This window comes from Caenimonas soli (genome assembly GCF_013155545.1).
Classification (GTDB): Bacteria; Pseudomonadota; Gammaproteobacteria; order Burkholderiales; family Burkholderiaceae_C; genus Ramlibacter; species Ramlibacter soli.
This window is the reverse complement of the sequence record NZ_JABJVV010000003.1, coordinates 285,779-302,967: the sequence shown is the minus strand read 5'-3', so window position 1 is coordinate 302,967 and position 17,189 is coordinate 285,779. Positions and strand designations below refer to the sequence as shown.

Below are 17,189 nucleotides of genomic sequence, written 5' to 3'. Positions count from 1 at the left end.
TGCAGCTCAGAAGGTTTTCTTGAGGCCCACGACCAGGCCAGCCTTGCCGAGGTCCTTGGTGCCGCTGCCAGGCAACGTGGCGGGGAAGCCGAAATGGTCCTTCCAGTTGGTGCCGACCACACCGCCGCTCAGGACGAGGCCGCTGAAGTCCTTGGCAACCGTCACCGAGTAGTCCATGTAGGTGCCAAAGTTGCGGATCTTCTGCCAGCCGACGTGCGGCACGACGGACAGGCCATTGCCCACGTCGAAGGTGGCGCTCAGGTCCAGGTAGCCGCTGTTCTTGCTGTTGGGGGCGCCGAACAGCGTGGTGAGGGCGTGCGAGTACTTGACCGTGGCCGGGCCGGCGGAAACGGCGCCGTACAGCTCGAACGTATTGGCGTTTTCGCCGGTGGCGTTCTTGTAGTTGTTGTCGACGTACCAGTAGCCCAGGCCACCGACGTCGTACGAGAAGGTATCGGTGATGGAACCCTTGTAGCCGCCGTACAGGTCGACTTCGGCGGAACCCTTCAGGCCGGGAGCGGTGTCCTTGATCCAGCGGATCGTGGAGGCCCAGGTGCCCAGGTAGAAGCCGCTCTTGTGCGCGAAGTCCGCGCCGCCTTGCAGGGCCGGCTTCCTGCCGGACTGGGAAAGACCGCGATAACGGTAGTCGCTCACCACGCCCACGTTGTAGGACAGGGTGTAGTCCGGTTCCGGGGCCTTGGTCTGGGCAAACGCGGCGCCGGACACAGCCAGGGCAGCCAGAACCATCTTTTTGGTGATCTTGAGTTCCACTGAGTTCTCCTGAAGAAAAAATTTGAACTCAACCTAAGCAGGAGGCGTGCCATAAGTCACAAGACTGCCTTGGCAGTCCACGATGCATGGGCCGCTGCCGTTACTCAAGCACAGCCGTGGCGAAAACCGGCGAACGCACGCTCTTGGTGCGGAATGTCCTTGTTTTTCGCACCAGCTGCAAACATGCACCTGAATGGGGAGTAGATCTTCGATGAGCTTGTCTTTGGTGCAGAGTCGGGCGCTGCTCGGCCTTCAAGCCGCCGCCGTGACCGTGGAGGTGCATCTGGCCAATGGCCTGCCCTGCTTTACCTTGGTGGGGCTGGCCGACGTGGAAGTGAAGGAGGCAAGGGAGCGGGTGCGTTCGGCCCTCCAGAACTGCGGCCTGGAATTTCCGCACAACAAGCGCATCACCGTGAACCTGGCACCGGCGGACCTGCCCAAGGACTCGGGCCGCTTCGACCTGCCGATCGCGCTGGGCATCCTCGCGGCCAGCGGGCAAATCGATGCCGCGCGCCTGGCGGGCTGGGAGTTCGGCGGCGAGCTTTCCCTGTCCGGCGAGTTGCGGCCGGTGCGTGGCGCGCTGGCCATGAGCCTGGCCTTGCACACGGCGGGCGGCACGGCCAAGCTGGTGTTGCCGCCCGGCAGCGCGGAAGAAGCCGCGCTGGTGCCGCAGGCCCAGGTGTATCGGGCCAACCATCTCCTGGACGTGGTGCGCCAGTTCCTGCCGGGTCAGGAGCCGGATCCCGGCGAGGGCTGGAGCCGCGTGGTCGCGCAGCCCCAGGCGGCTTCGGCCGACTATCCGGATCTGGCCGACGTCAAAGGCCAAGCCGGGGCCAAGCGCGCGCTGGAAATTGCCGCGGCCGGCGGCCATAGCCTGTTGATGCTGGGCCCGCCAGGCTCCGGTAAATCGATGCTGGCCCAGCGCTTCGCCGGCTTGCTGCCGCCGATGACGGTGGAAGAAGCACTGCAAAGCGCCGCCATCGCCAGCCTAGTGGGCCAGTTCTCGCAGCAGCGCTGGGGCTTGCGGCCGACCTGCAGCCCGCACCACACGTCGAGCGCCGTGGCCCTGGTGGGCGGGGGCTCGCCGCCTCGGCCGGGCGAGATCTCGCTGGCGCACAACGGCGTGCGGTTCCTCGATGAATTGCCCGAGTTTCCGCGCGCTGCGCTGGAAGCCTTGCGCGAGCCGTTGGAAACAGGCCAGATCACGATTTCGCGGGCGGCGCGCCGGGCGGAGTTTCCAGCGCGATTCCAGTTCGTCGGCGCGATGAACCCCTGCCCTTGCGGCTGGCTGGGCGCCCCGCACAAGGCCTGCCGCTGCACGCCGGACCAGGTGTCGCGCTACCAGGGCAAGTTGAGCGGGCCGCTGCTGGACCGCATCGACCTGCATGTGGATGTGCCCACCCTGCCGCCCGAGCAATTGCTCACGGCGCCCGCCGGTGAATCGACCCAGGCGATCCGCGAGCGCTGCGAGGTTGCCCGCGACCGCGCCGTGCGGCGCCAGGGCAAGGCCAACCAGGGCCTGCAGGGCAAGGAGATCGACATCCACGTCGCACTCGACGACGCGGCAGGCAAATTCCTGAACATCGCAGCGGCGCGCCTGGGTTGGAGCGCCCGCTCCACCCATCGAGCGCTCAAGGTGGCCCGTACGATCGCCGACCTGGCCGGCTCGGCAACCACGCAAGTGGCACATGTCGCAGAGGCCGTGCAGTACCGCCGGGGATTGGCGCATCAAGCCGGTCGATGATGCGGGCCCGCCCATGATGAGATGGACGCCAAGGCCGCAGGCGCCTATTGTTGGTTCCTCGGCGACATCCAGGCTTAAAGGAAGGCCCCCATGAAGCTCTACTACCATCCCATCTCGACCACAAGCCGCCCCATCATGCTGTTTGCCGCGGAAAGCGGCATCCCGCTGGAGTTGCAGGTGGTGGACCTGTTCACCGGCGAACATATGCAGCCGCCCTACGCGGCGCTCAATCCCAATAAGCTGATTCCCACGCTGGAGGACGGCGACTTCATCCTCACCGAGAACTCGGCGATCCTGAAGTATCTGGCCGACAAGATCGGGTCGCCCGCCTACCCCAAGGATTTGCAGCGGCGTGCCCGTGTGAACGAACGCATGGATTGGACCAACACGCAGCTGTGCAGCGATCTGGTCTACGCCCTGGTGTACCCGCAGATCTTCGACACCCACAAGCGCCGCAGCGACGAAGCACAGGCCGCCACGCTGGAGCGCGGGAAAGCGCGGGCACAGGCTTGGCTGGAGGTTCTCGACAAGCACGTTCTCGGCCCAGGCAACAAGTACCTGTGCGGCCAGGAGATCACCATCGCCGACTACCATGCCGCGTCATACGTGGCGCTGGCCGAGGTGATCGGCAGCGACTTGGCGGACTATCCCAACGTCAAGCAGTGGCTCGGCCGCATGAAGGCGCTCAAGAGCTGGCCGAAGGTGTACGAGGTGATCGATGGCTATGCCGCGTCTTTCAAGGGCAAGGCCATGGTTGCGGTGTGACGCGAAAGGAAGCCCGCCATGATCCGCAAACTGCACCACAACGCCTACCGCTGCAGTGACTCGGAACAAACCCGGCGTTTTTACGAAGACTTCCTCGGCTTGCCTTTGGTCAAGACGCTGGAAATCAATGAGAGCAAGACCGGGCGCGCCACGCAGACGCTGCACACCTTCTACCGGCTGGCCGATGGGTCGCACCTGGCATTCTTCGAGTCGCGGGAGATGCCATTCGAGTTCAAGAAGCAGCACGACTTCGACCTGCACATCGCGCTGGAAGTCGACGCCGAGGACTTGCAGCCGATGTTGGCCAAGGGCCGTGAACTGAACATCGAAGTCCGGGGCCCCTCCGACCACGGCATGATCGACTCGATCTACTTTCGCGATCCCGACGGCTACGTCATCGAGCTGTGCGCCAAACGCGCCAGCCATGACGCGCTGATGGACCCGGCCCGTAACGGCGCACGTGACACGCTGCAGCGCTGGACCGCGGCCAAGTCCGACAACTCGACTTGAGGCGACGACAATCGGCGCATGACCGCCGAGCCAAACCCCCAGCCCACGCACAACCGTCGGCTGGTGGCCTGGCTGTCGGTGGGACAGTTGATCACCTGGGGCAGCGTGTTCTACACCTTCGCGCTGCTGATGGAGCCGGTAGAGCGTGAGCTGGGTCTGACCCGGGCCCAGTCATCCCTGGCGTTCAGCCTGGCCTTGCTGGCCGAGGGCGTACTGGCCTATCCGGTTGGCCGCTGGATCGATCGCGGCCATGAGCGTGCGGTGATGACCGGCGGCTCGCTGCTGGTGGGCCTGTGTCTGCTGCTGCACAGCGTGGTGAGCAGCGTGGCCGGCTTCTATGCGGCATGGATAGGCCTAGGCGCAGGGCTGGCCGCCACCTTGTACAACCCCGTGTTCGCCGTGGTCACGCGCCGCTTTCCCGACGACTTCCGGCGCGCCATCATTACGCTCACTTTTCTGGGCGGCCTGGCCAGCACGGTGTTTATCCCGCTGTCGGCCTGGTTGATCCAGTCGCTCGGTTGGCGCCACGCGCTGTGGGTGCTGGCCGCCTTTCATCTGCTGGTCTGCGCGCCCTTGCATGCCGTGCAGCTGCGCGGGGCTCCGCGGGCCAGGCCGGCGCGCGAATCCGCCGGGAGGCCGGCTTCCGCATCGCTGCACATGCGCAGTGCCCCCTTCCTGCTGGTCGGCGTTTTCGTGGTGGGCATGATGGCCGTGACGGCGGCGCTGCCTGCGCACATGATCAGCCTGTTGCGCGGCACCGGCCTGGCCGAGGCCTGGGTGATCGCCATTCCCGCCAGCATCGGCCTGATCCAGGTGCTGGGGCGGCTGCTGCTGTACTTCTTCGAACACCACTTCGACCTGCACCTGGCCAACCGCCTGATACCGATGCTGATCCCGCTGGGCCTGGCCGCACTCCTGGCCGGCGCCGGCCACCCCTGGGCCGCCCTGCTGTTCGTGCTGCTCTATGGCCTGGGCAACGGCATGATGACGATCGTCAAGGGCACGGCGATCGCGCAGTACGTCAGCCGCGACCATGTGGCCTCGCTCAACGGCGCGCTGGGCTTGCCCTCGGCGCTGGCCCGGGCGCTGGCGCCATTTCTGCTGGGCGTGCTGTGGAGCGCGCAGGCCGGCTACGCATGGGGCCTGTGGCTGCTGCTGGCCGTGAGCGTGATTTCGGTGCTGGCGCTGATGCAGGCCCAGCGCCGCGCCGTCAGGACTTGAGCAGGGTGTTGCCCGACACCTTGACCACTTGGCCGGCTTGCCAGGTGGGCTTGGCGGCCTGCTCGAAATTCCTTACCGTGCCGTCCTTTAGCTTGACGGAGGTCACCCAGACGGTTTTGCTGGTGACCTTCTTTTGCACCTCGTTGCCGACGAAGCCGCCCGCGACCGCACCGCCGACGGTGGCCACGGTGTTGCCCGTTCCCTTGCCGACCTGGTTGCCCAGCAGGCCACCGACCACGGCGCCGCCCACGATCCCGACGGCCCCGCCCTCACCCTTGCGCTTTTCTTCCCGCACGCTCTGGACCTTGCCGCAGTTGTCGCACAGCGCTGCGACCTTGAGTCGGTGGCCGAGGGCCCGGCCCGGAGGCTCCGCCGGCTGGGCGAAAGCACCTGCCACCGAGGTCAACAGCATGGTAGCCAGGAACAATTTCTTCATCGCGGTCTCCGTGGGTTATAGGCCTGCATAACGTCCGACGCAGGCCGCTCGCCGACAGATGAGCTGGTTGCGATGGAGCTTCTACGAACGCTTACAAGTTGGGCGCCAGCAGACGGCTCAATTGCGCAACATCGGCGCCGCGCCGCCGCGCCTGGTCGTTCAACTGGTCCTCGCCGATCTTGCCGACGTTGAAATAGGTGCAGTCCGGGTGGGCCAGGTAGAAGCCGCTGACGCTCGCGGCCGGCATCATCGCCAGGCTCTCGGTCAGCTCCATGCCGATGTCCTGCGCCTGCAGCAGCTCGAACATGTCGCGCTTGACGCTGTGGTCCGGGCACGCCGGGTAGCCCGGCGCGGGACGGATGCCGCGGTACTTCTCGGCGATCAGCTCCTCGATCGAAAGCGACTCCTGCGGCGCGTAGCCCCACAGGTCCTTGCGCACGCGATCGTGCAACGCCTCGGCAAAGGCCTCGGCCAGCCGGTCGGCCAGGGCCTTGAGCATGATCGACGAGTAGTCGTCCAGGTCATCGAGGAAGTACTTCTCCTTCTTCTCGATGCCGATGCCGGCCGTGACGGCGAACACGCCCACGTAATCCTTGGCCACGCCCTTGGGCGCGACGAAATCGGCCAGGCAGCGGCTGGGCCGCATCTTGCCCTCGATCTCCTGCTTCTCGGTCTGCTGGCGCAGGCCCCACCAGGTCATGGCCACCCGCTCGCGCGACTCGTCGGTGTAGAGCTGGATGTCGTCGTCGTTGACGCTGTTGGCGGGCCAGAAGCCCATCACGCCATTGGCCGTGAGCCAGCGGCCTTCGATCAGGCGCTTGAGCATGCGCTGGCCGTCGGCATAGACGCGGACGGCCTCGGTGCCCACCACTTCGTCCTTGAGGATGGCGGGGAACGGCCCGGCCAGGTCCCAGGTCTGGAAGAACGGGCCCCAGTCGATGTACTTGGCCAGCTCGGTCAGGTCGAAGTTCTTGAACACGCGGCGGCCCAGGAACTTGGGCTCGGGCGGCTGGTAGCCGGCCCAATCGATCGGCGTCTTGTTGGCGCGCGCCTTGGCCAGGGGCCACAGCGGCACCTGCTTCTTGTTGGCATGCTGGAAGCGGACCTTGTCGTAGTCGGCGTTGACCTCGGCGATGTACTTGGCGGCCTGGTCGGACAGCAGGCCCTGCGCCACGCTGACGCTGCGCGACGCGTCGGGCACATAGACCACGGGCCCTTCATAGTGCGGCGCGATCTTGACGGCCGTGTGGACGCGGCTGGTCGTCGCTCCGCCGATCAACAGCGGAATCTTCTTGATGCGGAAATGATCGTCCTTCTGCATCTCGCTGGCGACGTACTGCATCTCCTCCAGCGAGGGCGTGATCAGTCCCGACAGGCCGACAATGTCCGCACCCTCGACCTTGGCGCGCGCCAGGATCTCGTGGCAGGGCACCATCACGCCCATGTTCACCACCTCGAAGTTGTTGCACTGGAGCACGACGGTGACGATGTTCTTGCCGATGTCGTGCACGTCGCCCTTGACGGTGGCGATGATGATCTTGCCCTTGGCCTTGACGTCCTCGCCGGCTGCCGCCTGCTGCTTTTTTTCTTCCTCGATGTAGGGGATGAGGTGGGCCACGGCCTGCTTCATCACGCGAGCCGACTTCACCACCTGCGGCAGGAACATCTTGCCCTGGCCGAACAGGTCGCCCACGATGTTCATGCCGTCCATCAGCGGGCCTTCGATCACGTGCAGCGGCCGGCCGCCCTTGGCCAGGATGGCCTGGTAGGCTTCCTCGGTGTCTTCCGTGATGAAGTCGGTGATGCCGGCGACCAGCGCGTGCGACAGGCGCTGCTCGACCGTGCCGGCGCGCCATTCATTCCTCTTGCTGTCGTCCTTGGCGGCGCCCTTGGCCGACTCGGCGATCTCGACCAGCCGCTCGCCGGCGTCGGGCCGGCGGTTCAGCACCACGTCCTCCACGCGCTCGCGCAGTTCCGCATCGAGCTCGTCGTACACGCCGACCATGCCGGCGTTGACGATGCCCATGTCCATGCCGGCCTGGATCGCGTGATACAGGAACACGGTATGGATGGCCTCGCGCACCGGGTCGTTGCCGCGGAAGGAGAAGCTGACGTTGGACACGCCGCCCGACACCTTGGCGCCCGGCAGGTTCTGCTTGATCCAGCGCGTGGCGTTGATGAAGTCCACCGCGTAGTTGTCGTGCTCCTCGATGCCGGTGGCGATCGCGAAGATGTTGGGATCGAAGATGATGTCCTCGGGCGGGAAATCGATCTCGTCGACCAGCAGCCGGTAGGCCCGCTCGCAGATCTCGATCTTGCGCTCGTAGGTGTCGGCCTGGCCTTTCTCGTCGAAGGCCATCACCACGGCGGCCGCTCCGTAGCGCCTGACCAGTTTGGCCTGGTGCTTGAAGGCCTCCACGCCTTCTTTCATGGAGATCGAGTTGACGATGCCCTTGCCCTGGATGCAGCGCAGGCCGGCCTCGATCACTTCCCATTTGGAAGAGTCCACCATGATCGGAACGCGCGCGATGTCGGGCTCGCTGGCGATCAGGTGCAGGAAGCGCACCATGGCGGCTTTGCTATCCAGCATGGCCTCGTCCATGTTGATGTCGATCACCTGGGCGCCGTTCTCGACCTGCTGGCGCGCCACGGCCAGGGCTTCCTCGAACTGGCCGTTCAGGATCATCCGGGCGAAGGCCTTGGAACCGGTGACGTTGGTGCGCTCGCCGATGTTGACGAACAAACTCCCGGGCCCGATCGCGACGGGCTCCAGGCCGGACAACTTCATGGGGGGTACTTCAAGCTCGCGCATCTCTCACCTTGTTTCGGTACAGGTGAGCGCGGTTGGGATCCCAAGCCTGACGTTAGGCAAAATGCTTAATCGCTGCAGCGCTCCTTGGAATAGCATCGATTCTAAATGCAGCCCGCCCAGACCATCGCTACACCTGTTCCCGGCATGATAGGCCGCCTGCTCGGCAAAAAGGCTGCCGAGCCGGTCGATCCGCGCATCCGCGAGGAGCGGCTGCGCCAGATCGCAGGTTCCACGGCGGCGGATCGGGCGGCCGACATGCTGACGGCCCCCAGCGCCCTGATGCAGCTCAGCCACGACGAGGCCCGCGCCATCGTGGCTTATATGCAGCCGCGCCGGATTCCCGAGGGCACGACCTTCATCCGGGAAGGCGACACCGACAACACCGGTTTCATGCTGCTGGTGCTGGACGGCGAAGTCACGATAGAAACCATCGTGGTCAGCCGCACGGCGCCGATCACGGTCACGGTGCTCGGCCCCGGCAACCTGATCGGCGAAATGGGCCTGCTGGATGGGTCCCCGCGCTCGGCCTCCTGCACCGCGATGTCGGACCTGCGCTGCGCCATCCTCACCCGCGATGCCCTGAACCAGCTGCTGAGCGACGACCCGCGCACAGCCGCCAAGCTGATGATGGCGGTCTCGCTGCGCATCGCCCAGCGCATGCGCGAGAGCCAGGAAAAGCTCAAGCTCTACGCCCAGCTGACGCAGGCGATGAACGAAGAGATCAACGAACTGATGCCGCTCTGAGCCGCAGCAGCCGCGCCGCCTCTTGGTCGCGCGCATCGTCGATCTCGCGCAGCACACCCCCCATGTCCACCGGCCCGGCCTTCTTCTCGAAGCGGCCGGTCAGCGCCGACTCCGGGCTCAGCACGCCGCGCTCATAGAGCTGCCAGATCTCCGGCCCGTAGTGGGTTTCCAGCAGCTCCGGCGCGAAGCGGCCGAAGAAGGCCCGCAGGTTGCCGACATCGCGCAGCAGCATGCGGCTGGCGTGGTTGTTGCCGGCGGCGTCCACCGCCTGCGGCAGGTCGATGATCACCGGCCCGTCCGCCGCCAGCAGGATGTTGAACTCCGACAGGTCGCCGTGCACCACCCCGGCGCAAAGCATGCGCACCACTTCCACCAGCAGCGTGGCGTGGTGGACGCGCGCCTCTTCGGGCGAGAAGGTCACGTCGTTCAGGCGCGGCGCTGCATCGCCATGCTCGTCGGCCACCAGTTCCATCAGCAGCACGCCCTCCCAGAAGTTGTAGGGCTTGGGCACGCGCACGCCGGCGGCGGCCAGGCGATGCAGGGCATCGACCTCGGCGCTTTGCCAGGCTGCCTCTGCCGCTTCCCTGCCAAAGCGGGTGCCCTTGGCCATGGCGCGGGCCTGGCGGGTGTTCTTGACCTTGCGGTTCTCGGTGTAGTCGACGGCCTGGCGGAAGCTGCGCTGCGTGGCTTCCTTGTAGATCTTGGCGCAGCGCGTTTCCTCGCCGCAGCGCACCACGTAGACCTCGGCTTCCTTGCCGCTCATCAGCTGGCGCACCACGGTATCGATCAGGCCTTCTTCGACCAGGGACTGCAGGCGCTTGGGTGCTTTCATCCCGTATTGTCGCCCCCTGTCGGGCTGGCCCTGTTACCCACGGTTTGCGTGCACCGATACAGAATGAGGATCGCCGTTGTCCAGGAAGGATTTCCATGCCGTCGACAGTCCGCAAAGGCCAAGCGCCGCCGCCTCATCCGCGCGAAACTTTCAAGAATATCTTTTTCCAGAAGTTCTACGATCCCGCCTATGACAAGGAGCGCGCGGCGATCGACCGCCTGGAAGCCATCGCCTGGGACGCCTACCAGGAAGGCCGCAAGGCGCCCTACACGCGCAAGGCCGGGCCCGGATTCGCCGACCCGGATTACGACCTGTCGGTGGAGTGGATCGAGACCCGCCAGCGGCTGCAGGCGGCCCAGGCCCGCTGGCAGGAGGCGAGCACGCCCTCCCAGGTGCTGGTGATCGCCGGCGGACCGCGCAACGACGGCACCTGTCCCGGCGAAATCTCCAAGACCTGGCGGCTGGCCCAGTTCGCGGCCGAGGCCCTGCGCGCCGAAGCCATGCAGGTGGACCTGCTGGACCTGAGCCTGCTGACCTCGGACTATCAGCGGCACATCCATCCTTGCAAGGGCTGTGTGTCCACCGCCATGCCGCTGTGCCACTGGCCCTGCAGCTGCTACCCCAACCATGCGCTGGGCCAGATCGGCGACTGGATGGCGGAGATCTACGAGCGCTGGGTCTCGGCCCATGGCGTGTTGCTGCTGACGCCCACGCACTGGTACCAGGCGGCCAGCCCGCTCAAGCTGATGATGGATCGCCTGGTCTGCGCCGACGGTGGCAATCCGGACCCGACGCTGACCGGCGGCAAGGACCCGGCAAAGGCCAAGGCGGTCGAGCTGGAGGGCTGGCCCTATCCCAAGCACCTGGCCGGGCGGACCTACGGGGTGGTGGTGCACGGCGACGTGGCCGGCATCGAAGGCGCGCGCCGGTCGCTGTGCGACTGGCTGGACTGGATGGGGCTCATCGATGCCGGCCCGGCCAGCCGGCTGGACCGCTACATCGGCTATTACGAGCCCTACGCCACCAGCCACGAGGCGCTGGACGCCGACCATGCGGTGGCCGAGGAAGTCCGCAACACGGCCCGCGCGGTGGCCCGGGCCGTGCAGGAAGTTCGCAAGGGGACCTTGAGCACTCCGGACCGTGGGCTGCGAACGCCACGGCAGAAGTAGCGGTCACAGCGGCAGGTCGGCCTTCTTCAAGGTGCGCAGCACGAAGCTCGACTTGCTGTGGCGTATGCCTTTGATTTTGTACAGGCGTTCGCGCAGCAGTCGCTCGTAATCGCGTGTGTCCTTCACCGCCACCCGCAGCAGGTAGTCGTATTCGCCGGAGACCAGGTAGGCCTCGATCACCTCGGGAATCGCCGCCAGCGTCTCGCCGAATTTTTCCAGCGTGTTGTCGGTATGGCTGTCCAAGGTCAACTGGACCAGCACCGTGTCAGCCAGCCCGAGTCCTTGCGCATTGAGCCGCACCGTGTAGCCCTCGATCACCCCGGACTGCTCCAGTTTGCGGATGCGCTCCCAGCAAGGCGAGCTGCTCAGGCCGACGGCCTGGCCAATCTCCTGCAGGCTGGCCCGGGCGTTGGCCTGCAACACCTTGAGGATTTTTCGGTCGATTTGGTCCATGCAGATGGATTATCTGCTTGGTCACTCCATTCAGGAAATTTTCCTGCCTGAAGCATCAAAGGCCGAAAAAACGGAAAGACTTTCGCCACCGGGACGATCAAACTTGATGCACGACGGATGCGCTACCCGCGCATGCGGATGACAAGGCGCCAGCGGGTTACCGCCCGCTGGCGGCCCGACTCAATAGGTGACCCGTTGGGATCAGTAGCTTCGCGTCGCACCGGTCGGGGAAAAGGAGGAATACGTGGCGCGGATGCTGGCGAATATCTCACCGTTCGTCGAAGGCGTGTTCCCGGGTCAGCCTTCTCAGGCCGCTTCTTTATAGAAGAACGATTTCTGCAACGACCGGATGGGCAGCGGCTCGACCGCCTGGCGGATCGCGGCGATGTGCTCCGGCGTCGTGCCGCAGCAGCCGCCGACGATGTTCACCAGGCCTTCGGCGGCAAACTCGCGCAGCAGCCGCGCAGTGACGTCGGGCGTTTCATCGAAGCCGGTGTCGCTCATCGGATTGGGCAGCCCGGCGTTCGGGTAGCAGCTGATGAAGGTATCCGGCGCCACCTTGGCCAGCTCCTGGATGTACGGGCGCATCAGCGCCGCGCCCAGGGCGCAGTTCAGGCCGATCGCCAGCGGCTGCGCATGGCGCACGCTGTACCAGAAGGCCGTGACGGTCTGGCCGCTGAGGATGCGCCCGGACGCGTCGGTCACGGTGCCGCTGATGATGAGCGGCAGGCGCTCGCCTGACTTCTCGAAATACTCGTCGACGGCGAACAGCGCGGCCTTGGCGTTGAGCGTGTCGAAGATGGTCTCGACCAGCAGCAGATCGGAGCCGCCTTCCACCAGCGCCTCGACCTGCTCGTAGTAGGCCGAGCGCAGCTGCTCGAAATCGACGTTGCGGGCGGCCGGATCGTTCACGTCCGGGCTGATGCTGGCCGTCTTGGGCGTGGGGCCGAGGGCGCCGGCAACGAAGCGCGGCTTGTCGGGCGTCGAGAATTTGTCGCAGGCGGCGCGCGCCAGCTTCGCCGACTCCAGGTTCATCTCGCGCGCCAGGTGGCCCAGCTCGTAGTCGTCCTGGGCGATGCGCGTCGCGCCGAAGGTATTGGTCTCGATGATGTCGGTGCCGGCCGCGAGGTAGCCCTCGTGGATGTCGCGGATCACGTCGGGCCGCGTCAGGCTGAGCAGCTCGCCGTTGTTCTTCAGGTCCTTGGGGTGGTCCTTGAAGCGCTCGCCGCGGTAATTGGCCTCGGTCAGCTTGAAACGCTGGATCATCGTGCCCATGGCGCCGTCGAGAATCGCGATGCGTTGCTCGAGGATGGCCGGCAGGGCCTGGCCGCGGGTGTAGATGATCGGTTTCATGATGGCCTTATTGTAGATAACGCGGCCTTTTCCCTGGACAATACGGGCCATCTTGCTGCCACCGCCCTCCCCGCCCCGCTCCATCCTCCACGAAATATTCGGCTACGAACAGTTTCGCGGGCCCCAGGCGGCCATCGTCGATCACGTCATTGCCGGCGGCGATGCCCTGGTGCTGATGCCCACCGGCGGCGGCAAGTCGCTGTGCTACCAGATCCCGGCGATTGCGCGCCAGCGCGCCGGCCATGGCGTGGCCATCGTGGTGTCGCCCCTGATCGCCTTGATGCACGACCAGGTCGGCGCCCTGCATGAGGCCGGCGTCGAGGCCGAGTTCCTCAACTCGACCCTGTCGGGCGAGCAGGCCAACGCCGTGGAAAAGCGCATGCTGCGCGGCGACGTCACCCTGATTTACGCCGCCCCCGAGCGGGTGACCACGCCGCGCTTCCTGGCCCAGCTCGATTCGCTGTACGAGCGCGGCAAGCTCAGCTTGTTCGCCATCGACGAAGCCCATTGCGTCAGCCAATGGGGCCATGACTTCAGGCCCGAATACCGGGCGTTGACGGTGCTGCACGAGCGCTATGCCTCGGTGCCGCGCGTCGCGCTGACGGCCACGGCCGATGCCATTACCCGCGAGGACATCGTCGAGCGGCTGCAGCTGGAGCAGGCGCGCCAGTTCATCAGCAGCTTCGACCGCCCGAACATTGGCTACACCATCGTCGAGAAAAAGGATGCCACCACCCAGCTGCTGCGCTTCATAGAGCGTGAGCACGAGGGCGATGCCGGCATCGTCTATTGCCAGTCGCGCAAGCGGGTCGAGGAGATCGCCCAGACACTGAGCCAGCAAGGCATCCGGGCCCTGCCCTATCACGCCGGCCTGGACTCCGAGGTGCGGCAGGCCAACCAAGACCGCTTCCTCCGCGAAGAGGCGATCGTGATGGTGGCGACCATTGCCTTTGGCATGGGGATCGACAAGCCCGACGTGCGTTTCGTGGCGCACCTGGACATGCCCAAGAACATCGAAGGCTATTACCAGGAGACTGGCCGTGCCGGCCGCGACGGGCTGCCCGCTGCCGCCTGGATGGCCTACGGCCTGCAGGACGTGGTGAACCAGCGCCGCATGATCGACGAGAGCCCGGCCGGCGAGGACTTCAAGCAGGTGATGCGGGGCAAGCTCGATGCGCTGCTGGCGCTGGCGGAAGCAACCGACTGCCGGCGGGTGCGCCTGCTCGGCTACTTTGGTGAAGCCTCCACAGCTTGCGGCAACTGCGACAACTGCCTGAACCCGCCCGAAATCTGGGACGGCACCGATGCCGCGCGCAAGCTGCTGTCCACCATCTATCGGGTGCAGCAGCAAAGCGGCATCAGCTTCGGCGCCGGCCATGTGATGGACATCCTGCGCGGCAAGAAAACCGAGAAGGTGGCGCAGTTTGCCCATGACAAGCTCAGCACCTTCGGCATCGGCGCGGAGTTCAGCGAGGCGCAGCTGCGCGGCGTGCTGCGCCAGCTGATCGCCACCGGTGCGCTGGCCGTGGATGGCCAGGCCTTCAACACCTTGAAGCTCACCGACGGCTCGCGCGGCGTGCTCAAGGGCGAAACGCCGGTGCAGCTGCGCGAGTCGGTGTCGCTGCCGGCGGACTCACGCCGACGCAAGGGCTCCACCGCGAAAACAGCCCCCGCGGTGGCGGCCGGCTTGACCGATGCGGGCCAGGCGCGCTTTGCCGCGCTCAAGGCCTGGCGCGCCGAAGTGGCACGTTCCCACAACCTGCCGGCTTATGTGATCTTTCACGATGCAACGCTGGCGGCCATCGCCGCGCTGGCGCCGCAATCGCTGGACGACCTGCAGGGCATCAGCGGGCTGGGCGCGAAGAAACTCGAAGCCTATGGGGAAGAAGTGCTGCGGGTCGTGGACGGCGTGTCTTAGGTTTGTCATGCCGGACTCGATCCGGCATCCAGGTATTTGGCGCGCCGCCATGGATTGCGGGTCGAGCCCGCAATGACAGAACCCCGCTACTGCAAGAACCCGATGTTGCGCGCCTCGCGCACCTCGGGCTTGATGCGGTGCTCGGCCTCGAGCTGATCCAGGAACTCTTCCACGCCGAACTGCGCGTCCAGGATATCGACTTGGCGCTTCACGGCCGCGAAGTCGCCGGGGCATAGCTGCTCCAGCCGCAACAGGCGGGCCCGGGTCTGGTCCGTCAGCAAGGCCGCATCACCGCCCAGCGCTTCGGTCACGAACATCTTTTCGCGCTGTACCGCCGTCAGCGGCTTGAAGCGGATCTTGAAAGTGAAGCGCCGCAAGGCCGCCTGGTCGATGCGATCCATCAGGTTGGTGGTGCACACAAAGATGCCGTTGAAGCGCTCCATGCCCTGCAGCATCTCGTTGACCTCGGTCACCTCGTAGGTGCGCTGCGCGCCGCGCCGGTCCTGCAGGAAACTGTCGGCCTCGTCGAGCAGCAGCACGGCCTTTTCGTTCTCGGCTTCGCGGAACATGCCGGCCATGTTCTGCTCGGTCTCGCCGACATACTTGCTCATCAGGTCGCTGGCCTGCTTGATCAGCAGGGGCTTGTCCAGGCTCTTGGCGATGTGCTCCGCCAGCGCGGTCTTGCCGGTGCCGGGCGCGCCGTAGAAACACAGGGTGCCGTGGCCGCGCGCCTTGAGCGCCTGCACGATGCGCGGCACTTCGAAGCGGGTCTCCACGTTCAGCATGTCCAGGTCGTAGGTGGTGACGCTGCGGCGCTCGCCGGAGTCGTGGGCGCGGTTGCCCAGCGCCTGGTCCGAGTTGCGCAGCTGGCGCTCGATCAGGCTTTCCATCGAGCTGCCGTCCGCACTGGCCAGCCCGGCGAAGCGCACCGCGGTGCGGATCTGGGCCGGGGTTAGCCCCTTGCGCTCGGTCAGCTTGCCGACGAAGGCTTCCGACACGGTGACGCCTTCCAGCGTCTTGCGCACCAGCCCTTCGCGAGCGCCCGGCGGCGGCGACTTCAGTTCCAGGTGGTAGGCGAAGCGGCGGCGGAAGGCCGGGTCGATCTGCTCGATGCGGTTGGTGACCCAGATGGTGGGCACGGCGTTGGATTCCAGGATCTGGTTGACCCAGGCCTTGCCGCTGACGCTGCTGTTGGGCGGCGCCACCACCTGCTCGGCTCGCGCCATCAGCTGCGCGGCCTCGCTGGAGATCGGCGGAAACACGTCCTCCACCTCGTCGAACAGCAGGGCGGCTTGCGCGCTGCCCTTGAGGAACACCTGCGCGATCTGCAAGGAGCGATAGCGGTCGCGGCCGCTCAGCGAATTGCCGTCGCGGTCGGCGTACTCCACCTCGAACAGTTCCAGGCCGGCGGCCTGCGCCACCACCTTGGCCAGCTCGGTCTTGCCGGTGCCGGGCGGCCCATACAGCAAGACATTGACGCCCGCCTCCTTGCGCGTCACCGCATTGCGCAGCAGCGAGCACAGGACCTGCGCATCGTCTTCGACGAAACTGAAGTCATGCAGCGCCAGCGCGCTCTTGGCGGAAGGCCGCGTGAAGACGGCCATCAGCTCGTTCTGGTCGCGGTATTCGCGCATCAGCACCGGCGGCAGCTTTTCGCTGACCTTCATCAGGTCGGCCAGGTCGGTGATGTTGTGCTCGGAAATCAGGTTCTCGACCAGGCCGATGCGCTCCAGGCGCGAGCCGGCGCGCAAGGCCTCGCCGACCTCCACGGCGTTCACACCGGCGATTTCGGCGATGGCGGCGTAGGCTTCAGGCGCGTTGTTGACCTTGAACTCCACCAGGATGCTGCGCAGGTCGCGCTGGTAACGCGCCAGCGTGCCGTAAAGCAGCAGCGCGCGCTCCGCCTTGTTCAGCTGCAACAGGCCCGAGAGCGCGTCGATGTTCTTTTCCACCAGCGTCGAATGCTTCTTCAGCGCATGGGTCAGCCAGTCGCCGGTGACGGCCAGCACCGACAACAGGTCCTTGGGCTGGTCCTTGGCGTATTCATCGAGGTAGAAGAACAGGGTGCCCTCTTCGTACGGGCCGCGCCAGACACCGTGGCGATCGAGGAACTCCTGCGTGGACAGCGCCTCGTGGCCGCGCCAGAACTCGTTGTCCTTGCAGCGGCGGGCGAGGAATTCGCGCAGCCGCGCCAGAGCCGGAGCCGGCCACACCAGGTGGCGGCCGGCCAGTGACAGCAGGCCATTGAGGTCGCGCCGCACATTGAACTTGCCGCCCTGCTTGGCCGCCAGCGTCAGCACGAAATGCGAGCACATCAAGTCCAGCACCGGCGCCTCTTTCAGACCCGGTGAGGGAAGTACCTGCAGTTCAGCCGAACGCTTGACCATGGGGAAGGCCTCCAGGACCTATTGCGCTTGCTTACGATAACGCGAGTTGATGCTACATGGAAGTCGCTGATTGT

At 65.9% G+C, this 17,189-nt stretch carries 14 protein-coding genes and 1 riboswitch; of the genes, 7 read left to right on the top strand and 7 right to left on the bottom strand.

Annotated elements, in window-relative coordinates; all coding sequences use genetic code 11:
- Window positions 1-6: 6 nt before the first annotated feature.
- Entirely contained in the window at window positions 7-771 is a 765-nt protein-coding gene (locus tag HNE04_RS06675) for a TorF family putative porin (protein ID WP_328700273.1), read from the bottom strand.
- Between the two features lie 211 nt (window positions 772-982).
- Between HNE04_RS06675 and HNE04_RS06670 the strand changes: the two genes are divergently transcribed.
- The 4 genes from HNE04_RS06670 to HNE04_RS06655 all read left to right on the top strand — a co-directional run bounded on the left by HNE04_RS06670 (window position 983) and on the right by HNE04_RS06655 (window position 5,011).
- Entirely contained in the window at window positions 983-2,515 is a 1,533-nt protein-coding gene (locus HNE04_RS06670) for a YifB family Mg chelatase-like AAA ATPase (RefSeq protein ID WP_172217729.1), read from the top strand.
- Between the two features lie 90 nt (window positions 2,516-2,605).
- Window positions 2,606-3,280 carry a glutathione S-transferase family protein gene (locus tag HNE04_RS06665; protein ID WP_172217728.1) on the top strand — a complete coding sequence of 225 codons (675 nt, stop codon included), beginning with the start codon at window positions 2,606-2,608 and terminating at the stop codon, window positions 3,278-3,280.
- A gap of 18 nt (window positions 3,281-3,298) precedes the next feature.
- Complete coding sequence (locus tag HNE04_RS06660; RefSeq protein ID WP_172217727.1) at window positions 3,299-3,790, top strand: VOC family protein; 492 nt, start codon at window positions 3,299-3,301, stop codon at window positions 3,788-3,790.
- A gap of 18 nt (window positions 3,791-3,808) precedes the next feature.
- Window positions 3,809-5,011, top strand: coding sequence for an MFS transporter (locus tag HNE04_RS06655; RefSeq protein WP_172217726.1), 1,203 nt, complete (start codon window positions 3,809-3,811; stop codon window positions 5,009-5,011).
- Here HNE04_RS06655 and HNE04_RS06650 read toward each other — a convergent pair.
- Both HNE04_RS06650 and metH read right to left on the bottom strand, forming a co-directional pair.
- Complete coding sequence (locus HNE04_RS06650) at window positions 5,001-5,447, bottom strand: glycine zipper 2TM domain-containing protein (RefSeq protein ID WP_172217725.1); 447 nt, start codon at window positions 5,445-5,447, stop codon at window positions 5,001-5,003. The two genes, HNE04_RS06655 and HNE04_RS06650, sit on opposite strands and share 11 nt — an antisense overlap.
- Before the next feature lie 91 nt (window positions 5,448-5,538).
- The gene (metH, locus tag HNE04_RS06645; protein ID WP_172217724.1) at window positions 5,539-8,235 is read right to left on the bottom strand and encodes a methionine synthase; all 2,697 of its coding nucleotides are present in this window, start codon (window positions 8,233-8,235) and stop codon (window positions 5,539-5,541) included.
- 41 nt (window positions 8,236-8,276) lie between these two features.
- Window positions 8,277-8,351: riboswitch (S-adenosyl-L-homocysteine riboswitch) on the bottom strand.
- A gap of 13 nt (window positions 8,352-8,364) precedes the next feature.
- Between metH and HNE04_RS06640 the strand changes: the two genes are divergently transcribed.
- On the top strand, window positions 8,365-9,003 hold the full coding sequence (locus tag HNE04_RS06640) for a Crp/Fnr family transcriptional regulator (RefSeq protein ID WP_235964821.1): 639 nt from the start codon (window positions 8,365-8,367) through the stop codon (window positions 9,001-9,003).
- Here HNE04_RS06640 and HNE04_RS06635 read toward each other — a convergent pair.
- The gene (locus HNE04_RS06635) at window positions 8,981-9,835 is read right to left on the bottom strand and encodes a PA4780 family RIO1-like protein kinase (protein ID WP_172217723.1); all 855 of its coding nucleotides are present in this window, start codon (window positions 9,833-9,835) and stop codon (window positions 8,981-8,983) included. The two genes, HNE04_RS06640 and HNE04_RS06635, sit on opposite strands and share 23 nt — an antisense overlap.
- Before the next feature lie 95 nt (window positions 9,836-9,930).
- On the opposite strand from HNE04_RS06635, the gene HNE04_RS06630 reads away from it, so the two are divergent.
- Window positions 9,931-11,004, top strand: coding sequence for a flavodoxin family protein (locus HNE04_RS06630; protein WP_172217722.1), 1,074 nt, complete (start codon window positions 9,931-9,933; stop codon window positions 11,002-11,004).
- A gap of 3 nt (window positions 11,005-11,007) precedes the next feature.
- On the opposite strand, the gene HNE04_RS06625 is transcribed toward HNE04_RS06630, so the two are convergent.
- Together HNE04_RS06625 and HNE04_RS06620 are read right to left on the bottom strand one after the other, a co-directional pair.
- Window positions 11,008-11,457: an Lrp/AsnC family transcriptional regulator gene (locus tag HNE04_RS06625; protein WP_172217721.1), complete on the bottom strand. Its 450-nt coding sequence runs from the start codon at window positions 11,455-11,457 to the stop codon at window positions 11,008-11,010.
- A 306-nt stretch (window positions 11,458-11,763) separates the two neighbouring features.
- Window positions 11,764-12,810, bottom strand: coding sequence for a homocysteine S-methyltransferase family protein (locus tag HNE04_RS06620; RefSeq protein ID WP_172217720.1), 1,047 nt, complete (start codon window positions 12,808-12,810; stop codon window positions 11,764-11,766).
- Between the two features lie 52 nt (window positions 12,811-12,862).
- On the opposite strand from HNE04_RS06620, the gene recQ reads away from it, so the two are divergent.
- The gene (gene recQ, locus HNE04_RS06615; RefSeq protein WP_207717464.1) at window positions 12,863-14,728 is read left to right on the top strand and encodes a DNA helicase RecQ; all 1,866 of its coding nucleotides are present in this window, start codon (window positions 12,863-12,865) and stop codon (window positions 14,726-14,728) included.
- 86 nt (window positions 14,729-14,814) lie between these two features.
- On the opposite strand, the gene HNE04_RS06610 is transcribed toward recQ, so the two are convergent.
- Window positions 14,815-17,115: an ATP-binding protein gene (locus HNE04_RS06610; RefSeq protein ID WP_172217719.1), complete on the bottom strand. Its 2,301-nt coding sequence runs from the start codon at window positions 17,113-17,115 to the stop codon at window positions 14,815-14,817.
- Window positions 17,116-17,189: the final 74 nt, after the last annotated feature.